The sequence below is a fragment of the Marinobacter sp. ST-43 genome (assembly GCF_030541085.1).
Taxonomy (GTDB): Bacteria; Pseudomonadota; Gammaproteobacteria; order Pseudomonadales; family Oleiphilaceae; genus Marinobacter; species Marinobacter nauticus.
Genome location: NZ_JASSVO010000009.1, coordinates 38041 through 57357, shown reverse-complemented (window position 1 = coordinate 57357; position 19317 = coordinate 38041). Strand labels below are relative to the sequence as shown.

Below are 19317 nucleotides of genomic sequence, written 5' to 3'. Positions count from 1 at the left end.
TAAATTTATTTCTGTCCGGCTTTCCTGCTAGAATGCCCGATCCCCGAAAAACCGCTTATTCAGGAGCAAAATACAATGTCGATGGCTGATCGCGATGGCGTTATCTGGCTGGATGGTGAAATGGTTCCCTGGCGGGAAGCCAAAACCCACGTACTCACCCATACCCTTCATTACGGCCTTGGCTGCTTTGAAGGCGTGCGTGCCTACAACACCGCGAACGGCCCGGCCATTTTCCGCCTGAAAGAGCACACCGACCGCTTGTTCCGCTCGGCCCACATCCTGAACATGAAGATGCCGTTCACCAAGGAAGAGCTGAACGAAGCCCAGTGTGCTGCGGTTCGTGAAAACAATCTGGACGAAGCCTACCTCCGCCCGATGGTGTTTCTGGGCTCCGAAGGCATGGGTCTGCGCGCTGACAACCTGAACAGCCACGTGATGGTCGCCGCCTGGAGCTGGCCCTCGTACATGTCGCCGGAAGCCAAAGAGCTGGGCATCAAGGTGCGCACCTCTTCCTACACCCGCCACCACGTGAACATCACCATGTGCAAGGCGAAGGCCAACGGCAACTACATCAACTCCATGCTGGCCCTGAACGAAGCCATCTCCGGCGGCGCGGAAGAGGCCCTGTTGCTGGATAACGAAGGCTACGTGGCTGAAGGTTCTGGCGAGAACATCTTCATCGTACGCGACGGCGTGCTGCATACCCCGGAATTGACCTCCTGCCTGGAAGGCATCACCCGCGCCACGATCCTCGACTTCGCCCGCGACATGGGCCTGGAAGTTCGCGAGCGCCGCATTACCCGCGACGAAGTCTACATCGCCGAAGAAGCCTTCTTCACCGGCACCGCCGCCGAAGTACTGCCCATCCGTGAACTGGATGGCCGTCAGATTGGTGAAGGTAAGCGTGGGCCGGTTACCGAGAAGCTGCAGGCTAAGTACTTTGCGGCGGTTAAGGGTGAGTTGCCGGAGCATTCGGATTGGTTGACGCTGGTTAACGCTTAATTCCGCCATAGTCCTGGGTAAAAGGATTGGAGAATCATGTCGAGTCAAGGTATTGGTCGAGAAGTCTTTGAAGTGCAGGCCGAGGCCTTGCGCGCAACGGCAGAAAAGTTGAGCCAGGAGTTTGATCAGGCGGTAGACATGATTCTGTCAACGTCCGGTAGGGTTATTGTGTCTGGCATGGGGAAGTCCGGGATTATCGGTAACAAGATTGCGGCTACACTGGCCTCTACCGGCACCCCCAGCTTTTCTGTGCATCCTGCGGAAGCCTATCACGGCGATTTGGGGATGTTTACGGCAGATGATGTTGCCATTTTGATCTCATACAGTGGTGAAACAGAAGAGGTGATACGCCTGGTTCCCTCATTGCGCCATTTCGGAGTCAAGATCATTGCCCTGGTGGGCAATCCTGAATCGACATTGGGGCGCAACAGTGACCTTGTTTTAGATGTGTCGGTGGAGCGAGAAGCTTGCCCAAACAACCTGGCACCAACTACCTCCACAACAGTAACGTTGGCGATGGGCGATGCTCTGGCAGTTGCCTTAATCGAGCGCCGCCAGTTTAAACCGCATGATTTTGCTGTTTTCCACCCCGGCGGGAGCCTTGGGCGGCGATTGCTCACGCGTGTGAAAGATGTGATGCATACCGATCTGCCGATATGCACATCGCGCGATAGCATGAAGGAAGTGATCATGACCGCAAGCCAGGCGGGATTGGGGCTTGCTGTTGTGGTCGATGATGGCGAAATAAAAGGTATTATCACCGACGGCGACCTTCGCCGGGCGTTGTTCAATCATGACTCGCTTGATGGTTTAACAGCAGAAAGCGTGATGACTCGCAGCCCAATGCTGATCAACGAGAATGAGATGTTTGCTGACGCAGAGAATATCATGCTGAAAGCGAGTATCACTTCTCTTTTGGTTGTTAGTGAGCAAGGGGCTTTAAGTGGGGTGTTGAAGCTGCAGGATGCGGGTAGGGTTGTTTGAGTGTTCTCTATGGGCTTCTCTAGGAGAGTCTGCGCCCACATTTCTAAGTGTGAAGAGTCGTTAGTTAAACAATGTGGGTCCCTGTTATGTCAATTCTTTTTACCTTAGGGCTTTACCAGACTCGTAAGCCTGAACGTTGGCAATCCAAGCACAAGGTATTTTTTTATTTGAGCCAGTCTTTGAGGTCGCTCGGAATTGATAGCTGTTTTCTATGTAATCCTGCATCGGTAAAAGAGCGCTTTATTGAAAGTGAGGCCGAGTACTTTTTTGAGGGTGAAAAAGATCTTGTTCAGTTGTTGGACGAAAAAAACATAACCCACCTGGTTATTTGGGGAGGGCGAACAGATGCTGACGAACGTATTCGGAAAGAAGTTGGTGGCCGTGTAAGAGTCATCTATGGCGAGTATGGCTGGTTCCCTCAGTCCCAACATTGTTACTTTAGCCCTAATGGCACCAATGCAGATGCGGATCTTTGGAACGAAGGATTAGCCGAGCATAAATTGGATCGTCGTCGTTTCCTTTTTGCTCGCCGAAAACTGTTATTCTCAATGCTGGGGTGGCGAGGGATGGTTTCCCCGCCGGAGTTTTTCCGGCAGTGCTTCTTCGATGTCCAAAAGAAAATATTTGTTCCTTTACAGGATGAGCAGGATACAAATATTGTTCTTTCTTCGCCGGTCAAAACTATGTCGGCTTTTGTCGAGGGCCTGTCATCCACGTACCCGGATCAAAAATTCCTGGTGCGTGCCCATCCAAGGGCTCATTATGAGTCACTCCCAAAGTTGCCCAATGTCGAGTATCAGTCGCCAGCGGTAAACCCTTTTAAGAGTTATAAAGAATACGGTGGCGTGCTCGGTATTAACTCGACCATGCTGTTGCAGTTTGCTCTGCTTGGATTGCCAGTTGCAGGAATTGGCGAAGGGGTTGCCTCCCATAGTGGCGTATATACCGACTTGGACTGGTACGACCTTCCGCAGGATATCAGCTTGCTTGGCTCCGATCCTGATGCAGCGGCTAAAGTTATTGATTATATGCTTCGCGTTAAACAAGTCAATCTTCCAGATCTTCGTAGTCCAAAGTACGTGAAACAAAGTTATATTTATCGACTGCTTACATCCTGATATCAAGTAGAAAATTTTCCTGCTAGTGATCCAAGCCTAAGTAATAAGGCTTAATCGTACTTGGGGGCTCTTTTGGCAACAACTCTAGTCATCGTTTCATTCAATAGCTTTAAAGTGATTGAGCAATGCCTGGGCGGCGTCATAGACGCTGGAAACCTCGGTGTGATTATCGTCGATAACGGCAGCCCGGATGGCAGTGCGTCAGCGCTGTCAGCTCGCTTTCCGTCTGCGGAGGTAGTTGCTCTCGTGCAGAATATTGGATATGGCCGAGCTGCTAACAAAGGATTTGAGCGAGTAGAAACAGAATATGCGCTCCTGCTTAATCCAGATATTGTTGGAGACATGGAAACGATTCAGCGACTGGAGCAGCGCATGGGCGGCTTGTCCGGTGATGTGGCCATTCTTGCGCCAGCGGTTAATCCCCGGGATTTTCGGAGGGATGGGCTTGTTGAGCGGGATTGGGTTATTGGTGCCGCGCTGTTATTTCGCATGCAGTCTTGGGCAGATGTGGGTGGTTTCGATGAGAATATTTTTCTCTTCTCTGAGGAAACAGACTTATGTATGCGAATTAAAGAAGCGGGTAAAAAGATATTCTTGGATTCAGATGTCTATATTGAGCACCTGTCAAAGCAATCTAGCACTCCAAGCGTTGAAGTTGATTTTTTGAAGGACTGGCATTATGCGTGGTCAAATCAATACTTGGCTGTAAAGCATGGGTTTGCGCATGGTAAGTGCCATCCTCGAAGGCGTTTGCTTATCTATGGGGTGAAGTTTCTGACGGCAACCAATGCCAAAAAGCGACAGAAATATAAAGCGAGATTTATGGGAGTGAGAGCCTTTTTATCCGGTGAGAAGGCGTTTTTAAGTGATGGTAGCCCTCAGCAATCGCATCGCCTTGGTTGAGGCATGCCCATTTTCTGATTCGTGATCTTGCCCCATTCGCCATACAGTAGCCCGCTTAGTAAGCCTATCGGGGTCCAGAATACTAAGTAGATTTCCTGTGGGCTGGTTACAAGTGTGTCAGGATCAGTGAAGCACAGTCCGCCCACAGTGGCGATCATCCATAATGTCAGGTTTCGTTCGTGATTTTTCCGCGTGAATGCTTTTAGAAGCAGGGCAGTAAACAGAAGTACAATCGAAACAAAGGCTAATATTCCACCGTCAACCCAGGTAGAAAGAAAGAGGTTATGAGGGTGATCGTGTCTGACGCCCATTGCTTGTTTGATTGCGGTGCCAATCTCTGTCTCTGCAACGGATGATGCAGCTCCAATACCCTTCCAGAAGAATTCGTCGATATTGCTTAGTGTCGCACTCCAAATCTCTAGGCGGTAAGACGTCCCCCGGTTCATCATGCTATCGAAAATGTGGAGGTCAGCAATAAAGATCAGGATGCAAGCTATGAGAATAGCGGGAACAACCAATCGCCTGCTATCTTTTGAGAGCATGGTGATAAAAACAAGCCACGCAAAGAGAGTAACCCCAAGAGGAGCGCGGCTTTGGTTGAGTATTGCATAGAGGGTTACGGAAATAAGGGCTAGGGTGGCAAGTAAAAGATCTTTCTTTTGGCCCATTCGCAGACTAGTTAGAGAAACAATCCAGAGCATAATCAGAATGGAAGAGCTGGCAATAATATCATCCAAAAGCCCAAGTCCAGTTATTCGTTCGGGGTATTCTGAGTTGAGCATATACAAGAGAATGGCGATAAGGGCTCCGGCGATCAGTCCTGCTTGTATTGTGTATCCATGTGCTTGCTTTCGGTGCATCCCTAATTTGGCGTAGAGGTGTAGGGCGGTGAAAAAAATAAGGGTTTCGAGAAACCAGCGAGAATGGCGTAGAATTTCTTCAGACCGGTTAGGGACGTCACTCCAGTACACTGAAAGGTAAAGTATCGTGATCAGCCCCATAGCTGAGAGGAAGCTAGGGGATCTGATGGAAGATTCGAGAGCTCGCTTTCTTAAAGCAAGGTACAGGGTCGCCGGCATCATTCCAACAAAGAAAAATGCTCGAAATAGATCGTCGAACTCCTGAGTAAGTCCCAGAAAAATAAACAACAGGAAAGATACTTGTAGGACTGTCTCAGCGCGGTTTGAGCGCTTAGTGCTATGGGCTACAACAGCTTCGTTCATAGAGGGCATATTTTTCAGTAGAGAGTGGGTATATCATTGAGCGCGCAATTATCGCCTATTTTTCGTCTTTATTCAGGAATTGGCTGAATTTTCAAGCATAAATTTGAAAGCTGAACGTTACCTTATGAAACTACTCATAACCGGCGGGGCCGGCTTCATAGGCTCCGCCGTCATCCGCCACATCATCCAGAACACCGAGGACGAAGTGGTCAACGTCGACAAGCTCACCTACGCCGGCAACCTCGAAAGCCTGGTGCAAGTGAGCGACAGCGAACGCTACGCCTTCGAACAGGTCGACATCTGTAACCGCGCCGAACTGGACCGTGTACTGTCCCAACACCAGCCGGACGCCATTATGCACCTGGCTGCAGAAAGCCACGTAGACCGTTCGATAGACGGGCCGGCTGATTTTATCGAAACTAACATCGTGGGCACCTACACGTTGCTGGAGGCCAGCCGGCAGTACTGGCAGGCACTGGAATGCGATAAAAAAGCCAACTTCCGCTTCCACCACATCAGTACAGATGAGGTGTACGGTGATCTCCCTCACCCCGATGAATCGGATGCCGCCAAAGAGCGTCTATTCACTGAGCGTACGGCATACGCGCCCAGTAGCCCCTACAGCGCCAGTAAAGCCAGCTCAGACCACTTGGTAAGGGCATGGCGCCGAACCTATGGCCTGCCAACGCTGGTCACTAATTGCTCCAACAACTACGGGCCCTACCATTTCCCGGAGAAACTCATCCCGTTGATGATTCTCAATGCGTTGGAAGCAAAGCCCTTACCAGTCTATGGCAAAGGCGACCAGATCCGCGATTGGCTCTACGTCGAAGATCATGCTCGAGCACTGTATAAAGTGGTCACCGAGGGGCAGCCGGGTGAAACCTACAACATTGGCGGGCATAATGAAAAGCAAAACATCGACGTAGTCCACACCCTTTGCGATATCCTTCAGGAACTGCGCCCGCAGCAAGCCAGCTACCGTGATCTGATCACCACCGTAAAAGACCGCCCAGGCCACGACAGGCGCTACGCCATAGACGCCAGTAAAATCCAGAAAGAACTCGGCTGGGTGCCTCAGGAAACCTTCGAAACCGGCATCCGAAAAACCGTACAGTGGTACCTCAACAACCTCGACTGGTGCCAGCGAGTACAAGACGGTAGCTACCAAAGAGAGCGCCTAGGGGAGGGGGAATGAACATCCTACTCCTAGGCAAAACTGGCCAAGTCGGCTTCGAGCTCCACCGCACTCTCTCCCCGCTGGGCACCATAACCGCCCCAGGCAGAGAGAAACTGGACCTAACTAACGAACAAGCCGTAACCGACTATCTCGCCCAAATTCAGCCGAACCTGATAGTAAACGCAGCCGCCTACACAGCCGTAGACGCTGCCGAAGAAAACCAGCAAGCCGCCCAACGCCTGAACGCCGGCTTACCCAAACAGCTGGCAGAATACGCAAAGGCCAATAACGCCCGCTTGGTGCACTATAGCAGTGACTACGTATACCCAGGAACTGGCAGCGAGGCCTGGCAAGAAACCAGCCCAACAGGCCCATTGAGCGTATACGGCCAAACCAAACTCGAAGGTGACCAAGCCATTGAACAAAGCGGCGCGGGCCACCTCATTTTCCGAACCAGCTGGGTCTACAGCGCCCGTGGCAACAACTTCATGAAAACCATGTTACGGCTGGCCCAAAGCAAGGAAGAGCTGAGCATCGTCGCGGATCAGGTGGGAGCTCCGACACCGGCACGATTGATTGCACAGGTAACCGCCCTGGCTATCCACGGCCAGTTAAAAACAGGCCTTTACCATTTGGCTCCCAGAGGAGAAACCAGCTGGCATGGCTTTGCCCAGGATATTTTCCGGCAAGCACAGCGGGCCGGGGAAACTCTATCCATGGGCCCCGACAATGCCCGGGCTATCCCCACAAGCGACTATCCAACGCCGGCGAAACGACCATTGAACTCGCGGATGGCCCTGAGCAAACTGGAAAACGCCTTGAATATCCAGCTGCCGGACTGGCAAAGCCAGCTGACGCTCACCCTGAACGAATACCTGGAGAAGTAAATGAAAGGGATCATCCTCGCCGGTGGCTCCGGCACCCGCCTTTATCCGATTACCCGAGGCATCTCCAAGCAGCTCCTCCCGGTGTACGACAAGCCCATGATCTACTATCCGCTGTCGGTCCTGATGCTGGCTGGTATTCGGGATATTCTTGTCATCACCACGCCGGAAGACCAGGAAGGCTTCAAACGCCTGCTAAACGACGGTAGTCAGTGGGGCATTAACCTGAGCTACGCCGTGCAACCCAGCCCGGATGGCCTGGCCCAGGCCTTCATTATTGGCGAGGAGTTCATCGGCGATGACAGTGTTTGCCTGGTGCTGGGGGACAACATCTACTATGGCCAGGGCCTGAGCAAAATGCTTCAGAGCGCCGCTCAAAAAGAAAAAGGCGCGACGGTATTCGGCTATCAGGTGACGGACCCAGAGCGCTTTGGTGTTGTGGAATTCGATGACCAGCAGCGGGCCATCTCCATCGAAGAAAAGCCGGCCAGCCCGAAATCGGACTACGCCGTCACCGGCCTCTATTTTTACGACAACGATGTGGTCGAAATTGCCAAGCAAGTAAAGCCCTCAGAGCGTGGAGAGCTCGAGATTACCAGTGTTAATCAGGCCTACCTGGAGCGGGGCGATCTGAGTGTGGAATTGCTGGGTCGTGGCTTCGCCTGGTTGGATACCGGCACCTTTGATTCCCTGCACGATGCTGCCGGATTTATTGAGACGTTGGAAAAACGCCAGGGCTTGAAAATCGCCTGCCTGGAAGAGGTGGCTTATCGCATGGGCTTCATCGGTGAAGAGCAACTGCTGGCCGAGGCGGAGAATCTGAAGAAGAACAGCTACGGCGCCTACCTGAAGAAACTGGTTAAAACTTAATAAGCGATTTTTATGAATATCACTGACACCAAGATTCCCGCAGTCAAACTGATTGAACCCAAAGTGTTTGGAGACGAACGCGGATTCTTCATGGAAACCTGGAATGAGAAAGCCTTCCGGGAAGCCGGCATTAATGAAACCTTCGTGCAGGACAATCACAGCCGCTCGGTAAAAAACACCCTGCGTGGTCTGCACTACCAGATCAAACAGCCCCAGGGGAAACTGGTGCGAGTGACCCGTGGCGAGGTGTTCGATGTGGCGGTGGACCTGCGAACCAATTCGCCCACTTTCGGCCAATGGGTTGGGGAATACCTTTCGGAAGAAAACAAACGAATGCTTTGGGTGCCGCCAGGCTTTGCTCACGGCTTTCTCGTGACCAGTGAGACGGCGGACTTTCAGTACAAGTGCACGGATTTTTATGCGCCGGAGTATGAGCGTTCCATCATATGGAGCGATCCAGAAATTGGGGTTCAGTGGGGCGGACTGACAACAGATCAGCTCCTATTGTCAGGCAAGGATTCCGAAGCAATGAGCTTGGAGGCGGCAACCCCGGAACTGAGGGAGATCTATAGCCAGTTTGCTCTTTGAGCAGGCACTGTCGGGAGCCGGCGTCCCCACTAAATTGGTGAGGACGCCGCCGCGACTATTTTTGTTGAATAGACCGATAAAGATCCAGATACTGATCAACGATGACTGACCGGCTGAAGTGCTTCCAGTAATGCTCGCTGGCATTCTGCACTAGCCGGGCGGATTCCTCCGGATTCTGCAGCAGCTCCCGAATCGCATCAGCGAGGGCCTGTGGTTCATCGATAGGGGTAATAATCCCTGTTTGTCCTGAGTCAATGAGCTCGCCTGGCCCCTGGGAGTTGGTGGCTATAATCGGGCATTCGTGCGCCCATGACTCCATGACGATAGATCCCAGCCCTTCATGGCGTGAAGGGCAGACAAACAGGTCCGCCGTTTTCATCAGTGTGGTCACATCGTCACGCCATCCGAGGAACCGAACCCGGTCATCAAGGCCCAGTTCATGGCATTGTTGTTTCAGAGGCTGCTCCTCTGGGCCGCTGCCGGCCAACCAAAGCGTTGCATCCGGGACTTTTTTTAGTGCCTGCAGCAGGATGTCGAAGCCTTTATTTTCATGAAGGCGCCCGGCGGCCAGAATCAGTGGCCTGTCCGAGGGAGTCTCGAAGCTGTCACGCGGCAAAGGCTCAACCGGGGTTTCATCGGCAAAGTTTGGGATGTAAAACACCCGGTCTGCGGGCATGCCGCCCTGGATCAGGTGGTCACAGATACCCTTGGAGATCCCTACCCAATAATCCGCATGACGGTAGTATTTCAGGTTGTAGTAGTGCCCCAGGCGACTTATCAGGGTGTAGTCACCGGGGGGCGTGGCAATGGAGGCCCGGTTCATCCAGGTCATGACGATGTCCGGATGAAATTCCCGAAGGGCGCGGTGGTAGCGCATGCGGTCCAGCAGATTCAATTGGCCCCCAAAGCGGAATCCTCTGGTGGGTACGCCGCCTGATTCCAATGCATCTATCCGGTGCTGATGTGCGCGAATGAATGCTTGCTGGTTCACCTTGCCAGTTGCCTGCAGTCCCTTTACCAGGCGAACGAAAAAATTTTCAGCCCCGCCGCGCTCTGCGCCGGCCAGCACTTGGGCTACGCGGTGGATGGTTTCAGTTGATTGGCTCATGAAGACGGTGAGTCCTCCTGTTCGCTGGCGTTGGTGTCTTGCGCCGGAGTCGATTCCGGGCGTCCGTCGTGCAGAAGGAGCCCGTGGTAACCAGGGAAGGTGTCTTGGCCCCGCTGCGAAAGCAGCGTGTTGACCCGTTCATGCAGGTTGGCGGTTTTGCGCGCCACCTTCTTTTTTCGTTGGGTTCTGGGCAGCCAGTGGAATGGGACTAGTCCGGGGCTGCCCAGGCCATCGATTACAACTAGCCTTTTAATTCTGCCAGCTTGGCTTCGCTGCACCACGATGTTGTGCAGTAACAGGTCCCTGGATGGAATAACTTCTTGCTCCCAAAAGCGACAGAGAGCATTTATGGCGGTTTGGCAGTCTTCAGTTAGGCCTTGATCCCAAAGATATTTTTTTAGAGTCTGAGAGATAGCTCCGTCGTAATCGCGAATCAGTTCCGAGACTAGCCCCTGTCCAAGATTGGTGTCGATAAAGCCAAAACAGCGGCTGATGTGCTGGAAAACTTGTTCGCCATAGATGCGCATCAGCTGTTCCATGACCAAGAATTCTTCCCGGTTATCATCGAAGCTGGAGAGGGGCTTCAGGTTTTTCGGGAACCCCTTTTCCCGCCGACGGTCCTCCAGGGTGAAATCCGGTCGACGTACCTTTATGCATCGAAGGCTGTCTTCAGGGTGTACAAAACACAGCCGGTTGCCGCCCTGGGCAAATGGATTGTGGTCAGTCAGGACTAGCGTCATTTCAGGCTGCCGTCCAGGTTAATGTCTTGCGCCCAGGCATAGTCGTGACTGAATGGCTGCATCATGGATGCTTCCACAATGTATTGAGAAAACAAGCGAGTATTCATTTCGCGATGGAAGAAATCGCGCGTTTTTCTTGCCCAGTTGCGGCGTTTTTCATCATCCTGGTGAAACTCTCGAATTTTCGCAACCAGATCATTTACATCAGAGAAATAGACGAGTGTTTCCGGTGGTAATAGCTCATCAAACCGGGCGGATTCATGCGTAAACTGTAGAATTCCATTACCAGCTAGCTGAGCCATGCGCTCAGAGGAGTACCAGTAATCCCCCTCTTGGCGGTTCAGGTTGAGTGCCATTCTGGATTCGCTTAAGGCTTTATCGTAATCGCGTCCCCAGACGGGTGAGGAGCCAAAGCTACCGTGGGCCTTAAACACCAGCTCACTGCCCAGTTTTTCATTTACTTCTTTCACGATTTCCTGTCGGCGTGTGTAATCGTCGCTGTTGCTGCAGAAAACGAGATCAACGGGCAGATTTGTCTTTTCGGCGTTGTTGTAGACCTCGATGGAAGGATCGACTGGGTTCGGAATATGGTAAAGACGAGTGCTCGTGTCTTTGAACCTTTCAAGCTCTTTGCGTCCCGTTGAGACAAAAACAGCGTCACAAACTTCGGCTCGATGACGAATTTTTGCATCATTTTCAGGGACAAATAGTGGATCAAGGTTGCAGTGAACCAGCACAGCGTTAGGGTTACGTTTCCTGACCTCAAGCAGCGTTTCATTGGTGATGATATTACCGTGGCCAATAATGATTAGATCTGGTTCTGCCGCTTCAGCGGTTTCCAGTAATTTTTGATTGGCTTTTTTGTGGCCCAGATCCCGAATGCCAAGTGGTGCTTCAAACGCAGCAATATCTCGGTCACTAAAATCAATTACATAGTGATCGTTTTTGATCAACCCAAAACTGAGTTTTTGAGCCCAGCTCACCCGGGTCTGGCCGTACCGGCGCAACTGCTGGTAGGCAATGTGTAGTACTCGCATGTCTGGCGGGTCCCTTGGATAATAAAACGATTATTGTACCAGCCGGCCTGGTCAGGGTCTTCAGCTGTGGGTTACAGCTCTGTGATAGACCTCAAGGGTTGCCTGTACCTGGTGCTCCAACTGAAACTCTGGATGCACAACAATCCGGGGATGCTGGTGCAGTTGTTCATGCACCCTGGCGGCAAAGGTTGTCAGGTCATCCGGTGGTACCAGGCCTTCGGGGAAACAGGCGGACAGCGACTCTGCCGCCCCGCCACGGTCGAAGGCGACAACCGGTGTGCCCACCGCCAGGGCTTCCGTGAGGGTGCGGCCGAAAGGTTCGGGTTTGTTCGACATATGGCAGACCACGTCGGCCAATCGATAGAACTCGACAATGTCCGAGCGGTGGCCGGTGAAGGTGATCTGCTGGTCAATGCCAAGCTCTCTTGCCTGTGCTTTCAGTTCTGCCAGGTAACTCTCCTTGTTTTTCTCGGCGCCGCCAACAACAACGCCGTGTGCCTCTGGCTCGCGCTGGAGCAGGTCCGCCATCATGGCCAGGAACGCCTCCTGACCTTTCCAGCGGGTCAGCCGGCCGGGCATCAGGATCAGCTTTTTATCTTCGAGCTGAGGGTGTTCTGAATAAAACTGCTCCAGCCAGGCGGCATCGGGAGGTGCCGGGTGGAAGGCGCGGGTATCCACGCCGCGCTGAATGACGGTAATGCGTTCGGGGGCTACCTTGTAGTTATCGAGAATGTACCGTTCCACGCAGTGGGAAATGGCGATCAGATGCTGCGGTTTGGCCATGATGGCACTGTAGGCGTTCACGGAATACATGCCGTGAAAGGTACTGACCAGGGCCGGGCGATCTTTTTCCGGCAGGCCCCTCCAGGCCAGCCAGATGATCCAGGCCGGGAGCCGTGAGCGGACGTGCACAACATCCGGCTTCAGCTGTTTCAGGAGTTGGCGCACGGGCAGTATCTGTCCAAATGAGGCCAGGGATTTGCGGTGGACCGGCATGGTGACGTGGCGTGAACCTTCGGCTTCCAGTTGATCAACCAGGCGCCCGCCGGAGGAAAGCACGATGGATTCATGGCCCTGTTTGACCAGCTCGCGGGCGAACTCCACCGTGCCTCGTTCCACGCCGCCACTGTTCAGTGCCGGCAGGACTTGCAGTACTCTCATTGATGAAACTCCCTGAATTTTCTGATCACCCACTCAGCGGCACGGTCGGCTTCCCACAGTTTGGGGGCTTTGCCGGGTTCCGCCTGCATGAGTTGAGCGCGGTCCTGCCATTCAGTCACCAATCCATCGGCCTTTAGTGACTCCAGGCCCCGAACGACACGGCTGTTGTTGCGGGCTTTCAGATCTAATAATCCTGTAGATGTGCCTGCGGTGAGTGCTTCATAAACCATGGACACGCTGTCTGGGGAGACCCAGGTAGTGCGTGTCTCGGCCAGCGTGTCGATTAACCAGTTGGGGCCGGTCTTTTCGTGGTGGTGGAATGTCACGTTGTTCCGCTGGATGTCGGTCAGTTGTTCGAGCAGGGCGGCTGGCGTCCGGCGTGAAGAGGTGACTGTCCAGTGCCAATCGCGGTATTCGTCGGCCAGGGTGCTGACCTGCCCTAAGATGGCTTCACCGTCCCATTCGTAATGCTCTGAAGGGCCTCCAATCAAGATCAGACCGTTTTGTGCTTCGACGGGCTGCTCTTGTGGTTTGATGGCGTTGAGAACACCTCGGGTGATCAGTACATCCGGGCGGTCCGGCGGGTTGTCGTGGGCCGGAATGATCGAAAGGTCTGGTTTTGCGAATGGAAGTGCCGGGCGCATCAGCACAACAGTCATTGCATCATAACGTTTGCGGCAGGCCAGCAGCAGTTTTTGGGTTTGGCTGCCGGCAGCGATGATGATGTCTGGCGTCGGTTGATCGATCACTGGTGCTCGCCCAAAAATGGCTTGCCACCAGGATGCGCTATACCGCTGGGCTTCGATCCAGTGTATTTGGGGGGCGAAGCGAGTGGTTAACCGGTCACCGAGCCCGCGTAGCTGGTTCCGGTGGCCGGGCTTCTGGTCTGTGATCATCCACACTACGGGGGCGGAGGGAAAGCTGGCGCTCACGAATTAGGATGTCCTTCTGGATTCCGGGGCATCGGCTCCGATCTTGTCCCACAAATCAAAATAGTCCCAAACCGCTTTGAACTTGACATCGTTGCTTTGGGGGCCGGATTTGTTGGATCGTTTCAGTGCGGTTACCTGAGAGTCTTCCACGACAAGGAACCGAGTGCCCCAGTTGCGATAGTCTTCCACGCGCTTGCATAGAACGCCTTTTTTGAGGCTCATGGCTTTTAGCCAGATGTCATCTGCTTTGGGGCAAATAGACATAAAAAGTTCTTCATCCAGAATTCTTTCATCGAAACAGCCCGGAAAGTAAAGTACGCCGCCGACGCCGGTGGGAAAGGTCAGCAAGGAAGGGGTTGTGCTCGCTTTTCCTTTGTTCCATTGCTTGTAGGGCAGCAGCTTCCCATTGCCATCAAACCCAATGGTATGAGCCCGGTGACAGTGAATCACTTCCGGTTCTTTTACCCAGTTCCGGTACAGCATGTCGACCATGTCATGTGGATATAGGATGTCGTCATCGATGGTGATGATCAGACTATCCGGGTGTTGCTTCAGTGTGTGGAAAAACTTGCCATAGGGCCCCAGGTCTCTTTCCATAAACCGGATTTCCAGGCCTCGCCGTTGCTGCTGCGTGAGGATCTCCGGAAGGTTATCCTCATCCATATCCCGGGCGAGCCACAGGATAATCCGGTCAGGGCGCAGGGACTGCTGAAAAATGCTCTCAATGGTGAGGTGAACATTATCAATACGCTTATGGAAGCTGGTCAGGGAAACCGTTATTTCATGAGGCTTGGCATTGCCGACCCCCGCCTCCCGGGATGCCAGGGCCGACTGTAAGAGTTGCGCAGAGACCACCGTTTTTTTGGTCAACTCCAACGCTTCCTGTTTCGCTTTAAGGCGCTTTTGCCGTCTCTGTGCTTTGAACATAAGGTTGCGATTCTAGCTTTTGAAATTGTAAGGGTTTGTTTTGCCGTCAGGCTGATGACGAAAACGCTTGTATTCCCACTGGTATTGTTCAGGAATAAGGCGGACTACGTTTTCCACCGACTGGTTCAGGGCGGCAGCCGCAGTGGTTGAATCCTGGTCGGTCAGGCCGGGTTCCGCTTCGGTGACCACCAGGCGATAACCCTGATGATCCGGCAATCGTTCGGCGTAGGTTACCAGAACCGCAGCGCCGGTTTTCTGAAGTAGCTTGCCTGCCAGGGTCATGGTGCGAATCTCTGTGCCGAAGAACGGGGCGTAGGCGTTGGTTTTCCCCCGGGGGGATTGGTCCGGCAAAATGCCGGCAATGCCACCTTCCTTGAGGATCGTGACCAGCCTGGAAAGCCCTTTACGGTCACCGCGGACAAGTTCGCAGCCAAGCCGGCCCCGGACTTTGATCATGTAGTCCTCAAACTCGGGGATCTTGGGAGGGCTGTACAGCGCCGCCATGTTGTAGCGGGCCGAAAAGTAAAGGCCGGCCAGTTCCCAGTTGCCCAGGTGTGGAGCCAGGAAGATCAGCCCCTTGCCGGAGGCCAGTGCCTGATCAACCAGTTCAATGCCTTGGGTTTCGCGGATCTGGTCCAGGCATTTCTCCACCGGCCATTCCCACATCATGGGAATTTCCAGGGCAGTCATGCCCGTATGCATCAAAGACGTTCGGGCGAGTTCTGTCTGTTCCTTTTGGGAAAGCTCGGGAAAGCACAGCCGGATGTTGGTCTCGGTGACTTTTCGGGCATCGGCTCCCAACGCCCACGCCAGTTTGCCGCCCCAGGCTCCAAGACGCTGCGCCAGGCCCAGAGAGAGTGTGCCAACGACCTTAATGGGACTGATGATCAGATAGTATTTTAGCTTGCTCATGACCTTCCGTATTTGTCATCAAAGCGCACGATGTCGTCCTCTCCGAGATAGGAGCCGGACTGAACTTCAATAAGCTCCAGATCTATAACGCCGGGGTTTTCAAGGGAGTGAACCTGCCCGATGGGAATATAGGTGGACTGGTTTTCCGTGACCAGATAGGTTTTCTCTCCGTTGGTCACTTTTGCGGTCCCGCTCACAACAATCCAGTGTTCTGCCCGGTGATGATGCATTTGCACCGAGAGCTTGGCGCCGGGCTTCACGGTAATGCGTTTGACCTGATAACGGCTGCCGTTGTCGATGCAATCGTACACACCCCAGGGGCGATAGACTTCCCGATGGTTCATGTGCTCGTGCCGGCCATCGTTCTTGATGGTTTCCACGATTTTTTTCACATCCTGCACATGGTCCTTGTGGGCGACCAGCAGTGCGTCTTTGGTTTCCACGATGACCAGATCTTTCACGCCGACGGTGCTCACTAGGCGGCTGTCGGCCCGAACCAGGGTGTTGGCTGTGTTTTGGGCAATCACGTCGCCGTTGAAGCTGTTGCCGTTGGTGTCTTTCTCACTGACTGCCCAGAGGGCGGACCAGGAGCCAATGTCACTCCAGCCGGCGTCCAGTGATACGACGGCGGCGTTGTCGGTTTTTTCCATGACCGCGTAGTCGATGGAATCTTCCGGGCAATCGGCAAATACGTTTTCGTTCACACGAACGAAGTGAAGGTCCTCGCTGGCATCATCCATGGCTGCCTGGCAGATGGCCAGGATGTCGGGGCGATGCTTTTTCAGTTCTTCAATATAGGTGCGGGCGCCAAACATGAACATGCCGCTGTTCCACAGGTAGTCCCCCGAGGCCAGGTATTCTTCGGCCGTCTTCTGGTCCGGCTTCTCGACAAAGCGATTAACCTTGAAGCTCTCCTCGTCCAGTGCCGGGCCTTGCTGGATGTAGCCATAACCGGTTTCTGGGTGTCCCGGCACAATGCCGAAGGTAACCAGTTTACCTTGGTTGGCCAGTGGAATGGCGCGGGCAATGCCCGCCTGGAAGGCTGGCGTATCCTGAATAAGGTGGTCCGCTGCCAGTACCAGCATCAAAGGGTCTTCGTTTTCGTCGACGGTTTTTGCCAGTTGGAGGGCAGCCAGGGCTATGGCCGGCGCGGTGTTTCGCCCGCAGGGTTCCAGAATGATTCTGGCGTCGTCATGGCCTGCTTGGCGCATCTGCTCAGCGGCCAGGAACCGGTGCTCCTCGTTGCAGATGAGCGTTGGGTCGGCTGCTTCCATGCTTTTCAGTCGCGCAACTGTCAGCTGCAGCATCGACAGTTTGTCATCGGTCAGTTTCAGGAACTGTTTCGGATTCAGTTGTCTGGACATCGGCCATAGGCGCGAGCCGGTGCCACCGGCCATGATGACTGGATAGATCATTTTGATGCTCCGGAGCGTTTCCTGCGCTTCTTGTTATAGAATCCGGGGTCCTCTGGGTTCGGTCGGGTCTTGAACCGGCGGTGCATCCAGAGATACTGATCCGGTGCTTTTCGAATTTCATTTTCAATAACCGCGTTGATGCGCGTGGCATCTTCGAGATCGTCCCCGCTTGGGAAATGCTCTAAAGGTGGGTGGAAATAGATGTCATATCCGGGCTTGTCTTCTCGACGGAAATGACTGAATGGCATCACTACGCACTTACTGCGTTCAGCAATGCGGGAGGTTGCTGTGATTGTGCCTGCGGGTACGCCGAAAAAGGGTGCGAAGACGATGTCTTTCCTGCCATAGTCCTGGTCGGTGGCGTACCACACAGCATGGTTGTCTTTCAGGCTGCGTAACAGTCCGCGAAGATCTTTGGCCGCCAGTACTTTGCCGTAGCGTTTGGCGCGTGAGCGGGTCATTACGGCGTTCATCAGCGGGTTGTTGTGGTCGCGCTGCATGACATCAGAATCGATATACAGGGTTGCCAGGGAACCACCCATTTCCAATGTGCTGTAGTGGCCGCCAATCAGCAAAATGCCGTGACCTTCCTGTTTGGCTTTCTCGAAATGTTCGAGGCCATGAATAGAGGTGATTTTTTTCAGCTTTTCAGTGTTTCTGAACCACCCAATTCCAATTTCCATCAGGCCAATGCCATTGGCGATAAATGAGTTGCGGACCAAGGCCGCCCGTTGTTTGTCATTGTATTCCGGAAAACACAGCTGGATATTTGTTTCGGTGATGTGCCGGCGGCTCTTCGCCAACTTCCATGTGATCAGTCCGGCAGCTTTCCCCAACTTCCACTGAATACGCAGGGGAAGCTGTGCGGTAAACCACATGAGAGCAATGCCCACCCAGGTTGGCCACCAGCGGGGATGGAGGTAGGCTGAGTAGTCAGTATTCCGGGATTTTTGGCGGTACTTCTTATTCAAAATTGCTGTTCCTGAATCGACAAAAAGTTTGTCCGAAGGCAAGATGCCCCGCGATACAATGATTTCACTATGATAACGCATCATTTCGCCGGGAGTCCCGCGTGTTGCTCTTCATTTATTCGCAGCTAATCAGGTTGGCGTTGCCATTGATTTTGTGCCGGTTATGGTGGCGTGGTCGGAAGGCGCCCGCGCGTCGAGAGAAATGGTGGCATCGTTTAGGCTATGTTCCAGAGATGTCGGGTACAGTTATATGGGTACATGCGGTATCCGTTGGTGAGACGATTGCAGCAGGTCCTATGGTCGGGCGGCTGGTTGCGGAAAATCCCGATGCCTCCATTCTAATGACTGCGACAACTGAAACAGGACTGGCCCAGGCCCGGAAGATGTTTGGCGACAAAATTGCCTACGCCTACGCCCCATACGACACGCCAGGCTCCGTAGGGCGCTTTCTGAAACAAATAAAGCCTCGCATCCTGGTAGTGATGGAAACCGAAATCTGGCCGAACCTGATCACCCAGTGCTACCGCAAACAGGTTCCCGTTTTCCTCATCAACGCCCGTCTCTCGGAGCGTTCGGCCCGGGGCTACGAGCGGGTGCGGGGACTGGTCCGACCGGTCATGCAGAAAATTACCTGGATCGCCGCCCAGGCGGAGAAAGATGCTGAGCGTTTTCGGCGCATTGGTGTCGCACCGGCCAGTGTGGAAGTGACGGGTAGCGTGAAATTTGACGTGGATATCACCGAAGGCATTCGTGAGTCAGCCCGCCAGTGTCGACAAATCCTGGGAGCGCGGCCCGTGTGGGTCGCTGGCAGTACGCATGCCGGCGAAGATGAACAGCTGCTGGAGGCCCATCGGGCGGTGCTCGGGCAACACCCGCAGGCTTTGCTGGTGATTGTGCCCCGCCACCCGGACCGGTTTGGTTCGGTGGCGGAGCTGGCGGAAAAAGCCGGTTTCAACGTGGCCCGCCGCTCACTGCAGCAAGATCCTGCCCATGCTCAGGTATACCTGGGCGACACCATGGGCGAGCTGATGATGCTCTACGGCGCGGGTGACATGGCGTTTGTCGGCGGTTCATTGATTGAAAGGGGCGGGCACAACCCGCTGGAGCCGGCGGCCTGGGGTATTCCGGTACTTTCCGGCCCGCATGTGTTCAACTTTGAGACGGTGTATGAGCGCCTTCGTGCCGGCGAGGGTGTGGTGATGGTCCAAAGCGGGGACGAGTTGGGCCAGGCCGTGGTCCGTTTAATGGCGACCCGGGAAGAACGGCAGGCTCTGGGGGAGCGGGCACTGGCGGTGGTGAATAAAAATCGCGGGGCACTGGACAGGGTCGTTGAGGGTATTGTCGAGCGCCTGTAAAAACGGG

General features: G+C 53.8%; 19 protein-coding genes. 9 read left to right on the top strand and 10 right to left on the bottom strand.

All coding sequences use genetic code 11. The features are described 5' to 3' along the window. The first annotated feature begins 75 nt into the window (after nt 1-75). The 4 genes from QPL98_RS12435 (at nt 76) to QPL98_RS12420 (ending at nt 4007) form a co-directional block, all read left to right on the top strand. The gene (locus QPL98_RS12435; RefSeq protein WP_023010942.1) at nt 76-1002 is read left to right on the top strand and encodes a branched-chain amino acid transaminase; all 927 of its coding nucleotides are present in this window, start codon (nt 76-78) and stop codon (nt 1000-1002) included. Nucleotides 1003-1038: 36 nt separating this feature from the next. Further along, nucleotides 1039-1986 (top strand): SIS domain-containing protein, encoded by a 948-nt coding sequence (locus QPL98_RS12430; RefSeq protein ID WP_286874782.1) that lies wholly within the window; start codon nt 1039-1041, stop codon nt 1984-1986. An 86-nt stretch (nt 1987-2072) separates the two neighbouring features. Then, nucleotides 2073-3104: a hypothetical protein gene (locus QPL98_RS12425; protein ID WP_286874783.1), complete on the top strand. Its 1032-nt coding sequence runs from the start codon at nt 2073-2075 to the stop codon at nt 3102-3104. A gap of 72 nt (nt 3105-3176) precedes the next feature. Beyond that, nucleotides 3177-4007 carry a glycosyltransferase family 2 protein gene (locus tag QPL98_RS12420; protein ID WP_286874785.1) on the top strand — a complete coding sequence of 277 codons (831 nt, stop codon included), beginning with the start codon at nt 3177-3179 and terminating at the stop codon, nt 4005-4007. Here the strand turns inward: QPL98_RS12420 and QPL98_RS12415 are convergent. After that, nucleotides 3983-5230 carry an O-antigen ligase gene (locus tag QPL98_RS12415; RefSeq protein ID WP_286874787.1) on the bottom strand — a complete coding sequence of 416 codons (1248 nt, stop codon included), beginning with the start codon at nt 5228-5230 and terminating at the stop codon, nt 3983-3985. The two genes, QPL98_RS12420 and QPL98_RS12415, sit on opposite strands and share 25 nt — an antisense overlap. Nucleotides 5231-5354: 124 nt before the next feature. Here QPL98_RS12415 and rfbB point away from each other — a divergent pair, with 124 nt between their 5' ends. Genes rfbB through rfbC form a run of 4 tightly spaced genes read left to right on the top strand, consistent with a single transcriptional unit; the run spans nt 5355 to nt 8752 of the window. Then, nucleotides 5355-6428: a dTDP-glucose 4,6-dehydratase gene (gene rfbB, locus QPL98_RS12410; RefSeq protein ID WP_286874789.1), complete on the top strand. Its 1074-nt coding sequence runs from the start codon at nt 5355-5357 to the stop codon at nt 6426-6428. Continuing rightward, nucleotides 6425-7297, top strand: coding sequence for a dTDP-4-dehydrorhamnose reductase (gene rfbD, locus QPL98_RS12405; RefSeq protein ID WP_286874791.1), 873 nt, complete (start codon nt 6425-6427; stop codon nt 7295-7297). Before rfbB ends, rfbD begins: the two co-directional genes overlap by 4 nt. Continuing rightward, nucleotides 7298-8164, top strand: coding sequence for a glucose-1-phosphate thymidylyltransferase RfbA (gene rfbA / locus QPL98_RS12400; protein ID WP_286874793.1), 867 nt, complete (start codon nt 7298-7300; stop codon nt 8162-8164). A 12-nt stretch (nt 8165-8176) separates the two neighbouring features. Then, on the top strand, nt 8177-8752 hold the full coding sequence (gene rfbC / locus QPL98_RS12395; protein ID WP_286874795.1) for a dTDP-4-dehydrorhamnose 3,5-epimerase: 576 nt from the start codon (nt 8177-8179) through the stop codon (nt 8750-8752). 55 nt (nt 8753-8807) lie between these two features. Here rfbC and QPL98_RS12390 read toward each other — a convergent pair whose 3' ends face one another. The 9 genes from QPL98_RS12390 to lpxL form a co-directional block, all read right to left on the bottom strand. Next, nucleotides 8808-9860, bottom strand: a complete 1053-nt coding sequence (locus QPL98_RS12390) for a glycosyltransferase (RefSeq protein ID WP_286874797.1) — start codon at nt 9858-9860, stop codon at nt 8808-8810. Beyond that, nucleotides 9857-10600 carry a YrbL family protein gene (locus tag QPL98_RS12385; protein ID WP_286874799.1) on the bottom strand — a complete coding sequence of 248 codons (744 nt, stop codon included), beginning with the start codon at nt 10598-10600 and terminating at the stop codon, nt 9857-9859. The genes QPL98_RS12390 and QPL98_RS12385 overlap by 4 nt, the downstream gene beginning before the upstream one ends. Continuing rightward, nucleotides 10597-11637, bottom strand: coding sequence for a glycosyltransferase (locus QPL98_RS12380; RefSeq protein WP_286874801.1), 1041 nt, complete (start codon nt 11635-11637; stop codon nt 10597-10599). The genes QPL98_RS12385 and QPL98_RS12380 overlap by 4 nt, the downstream gene beginning before the upstream one ends. Before the next feature lie 60 nt (nt 11638-11697). Continuing rightward, nucleotides 11698-12798, bottom strand: a complete 1101-nt coding sequence (locus tag QPL98_RS12375; protein WP_286874803.1) for a glycosyltransferase family 4 protein — start codon at nt 12796-12798, stop codon at nt 11698-11700. Next, the gene (locus tag QPL98_RS12370) at nt 12795-13694 is read right to left on the bottom strand and encodes a mitochondrial fission ELM1 family protein (RefSeq protein WP_031211213.1); all 900 of its coding nucleotides are present in this window, start codon (nt 13692-13694) and stop codon (nt 12795-12797) included. The genes QPL98_RS12375 and QPL98_RS12370 overlap by 4 nt, the downstream gene beginning before the upstream one ends. Before the next feature lie 39 nt (nt 13695-13733). Then, nucleotides 13734-14600 (bottom strand): glycosyltransferase, encoded by an 867-nt coding sequence (locus tag QPL98_RS12365; protein ID WP_161629038.1) that lies wholly within the window; start codon nt 14598-14600, stop codon nt 13734-13736. Nucleotides 14601-14669: 69 nt separating this feature from the next. Continuing rightward, nucleotides 14670-15569 (bottom strand): lysophospholipid acyltransferase family protein, encoded by a 900-nt coding sequence (locus QPL98_RS12360; RefSeq protein WP_023010956.1) that lies wholly within the window; start codon nt 15567-15569, stop codon nt 14670-14672. Continuing rightward, entirely contained in the window at nt 15566-16984 is a 1419-nt protein-coding gene (locus QPL98_RS12355) for a mannose-1-phosphate guanylyltransferase/mannose-6-phosphate isomerase (RefSeq protein WP_023010957.1), read from the bottom strand. The genes QPL98_RS12360 and QPL98_RS12355 overlap by 4 nt, the downstream gene beginning before the upstream one ends. Further along, nucleotides 16981-18039, bottom strand: a complete 1059-nt coding sequence (gene lpxL / locus QPL98_RS12350; RefSeq protein ID WP_227499520.1) for an LpxL/LpxP family Kdo(2)-lipid IV(A) lauroyl/palmitoleoyl acyltransferase — start codon at nt 18037-18039, stop codon at nt 16981-16983. The genes QPL98_RS12355 and lpxL overlap by 4 nt, the downstream gene beginning before the upstream one ends. 17 nt (nt 18040-18056) lie before the next feature. On the opposite strand from lpxL, the gene waaA reads away from it, so the two are divergent. Further along, nucleotides 18057-19310 carry a lipid IV(A) 3-deoxy-D-manno-octulosonic acid transferase gene (waaA, locus tag QPL98_RS12345; RefSeq protein WP_031211220.1) on the top strand — a complete coding sequence of 418 codons (1254 nt, stop codon included), beginning with the start codon at nt 18057-18059 and terminating at the stop codon, nt 19308-19310. Nucleotides 19311-19317 lie beyond the last annotated feature (7 nt).